This is a genomic window from Bradyrhizobium sp. 87, from assembly GCF_023073015.1.
Lineage (GTDB): Bacteria > Pseudomonadota > Alphaproteobacteria > Rhizobiales > Xanthobacteraceae > Bradyrhizobium > Bradyrhizobium canariense_D.
The window spans coordinates 1-1,269 of the sequence record NZ_JADPIQ010000013.1 but is presented as its reverse complement, the minus strand read 5'-3'; the positions used below and the strand labels follow the sequence as shown (position 1 = coordinate 1,269).

Here is a 1,269-nt window from a genome sequence, read left to right as displayed (position 1 = left end):
TGACCTGCCGCTGAACTTTCATCCATTGGCGATTAGAGTCTCGGCGGATGTTACGCCGTTTGGCGCGGGGTGAACAACGTGCGATCGGCGGAGCTGGTCGGGGTTGCGCAGCCGGTCGCACGTTGCGGTGAGGTTGGCGGAATAGGCCGCGGGTGTTAGATAGCCCAGCGACGAATGCGGGCGGTGGCTATTGTAGTCATCGGCCCACGCCGCAATCCTGGTTCGGGCGTGATCAAGGCCGAAGAACAGGGTTTCGTTGAGAAGCTCGTCTCGCATCCGGCCGTTGAAGCTTTCACAGAAGCCGTTCTGCATCGGTTTGCCTGGCGCGATAAAGTGCCAGGCAATCTGGTTGTCCTCTGACCAAGTCAGAATGGCGTTGCAGGTGAACTCGGTGCCGTTGTCCGAGACGATCATGCCAGGCTTGCCGCGGCGACCAATCAACGCCGTCAGCTCGCGCGCCACCCGCCGTCCCGGGATCGAAGTATCGGGGATCGCCGCCAGGCATTCCCGGGTCACGTCATCGACGATGTTGAGGATCCGGAACCGGCGCCCATTGGCAAACTGGTCATGGACAAAATCCAGCGACCAACGGGCATTCGGCCGGGCCTCGAGCAGGATCGGCGCCCGGGTGCCGACCGCGCGGCGGCGAGCCCGGCGCTTACGCACGCTGAGGCCTTCCTCCCGATAAAGCCGGTAGATACGGTTCAGCCCGGACGGCTCGCCATGCTGACGCAGCAGCACGAATAACCGCCGATAGCCGAAGCGCCGGCGGGCGTTGGCCAGTTCGCGCAGTTGGACCCGCAGTTCGGCATCGGGCGGCCGGCTCGACCGATAACGGATCATCTTGCGGTCGGCGCTGACGATGATGCAGGCCCGCCGTTCTGACAGTCCCAATTCGGCCTGCAGATGCGCGACAGCTTCGCGCTTGGCGGCGGGCCCTACCATTTTTTTGAAAGAAGCTCACGCAGCGCCGCCGCATCCAGCATCTGCTCGGCCAATAGCTTCTTCAGCTTGGCGTTCTCGTCCTCAAGCTGCCGTAGCCGCTTGGCATCCGAGACGTCCATACCGCCGAATTTGGACTTCCAGTTGTAAAGCGTCGCTTCCGAGACGCCGTGCTTGCGTGCCAAATCGGCCGTCTTCGCACCGGCCTCATGCTCGCGCAGCACGCCTATAATCTGCTCTTCCGTAAACCTGGCTCGCTTCATTTGTCCGTCCTTCAGAAGGCCGGACTCTAACTTCAACTGGAGGAAATCGGCAGGGGCAGGTCAA

Annotated in this window: 1 protein-coding gene; it reads right to left on the bottom strand. The window is 62.3% G+C overall.

Annotated elements, in window-relative coordinates; all coding sequences use genetic code 11:
* Positions 1-18 precede the first annotated feature (18 nt).
* Positions 19-1,205 (bottom strand): IS3 family transposase gene (locus tag IVB50_RS03240; RefSeq protein WP_094183250.1). Its coding sequence is split into 2 segments (ribosomal slippage): positions 19-953 and positions 953-1,205, totalling 1,188 coding nucleotides; the frame shifts between segments, so codons are not numbered across the junction.
* Between the last annotated feature and the right edge of the window lie 64 nt (positions 1,206-1,269).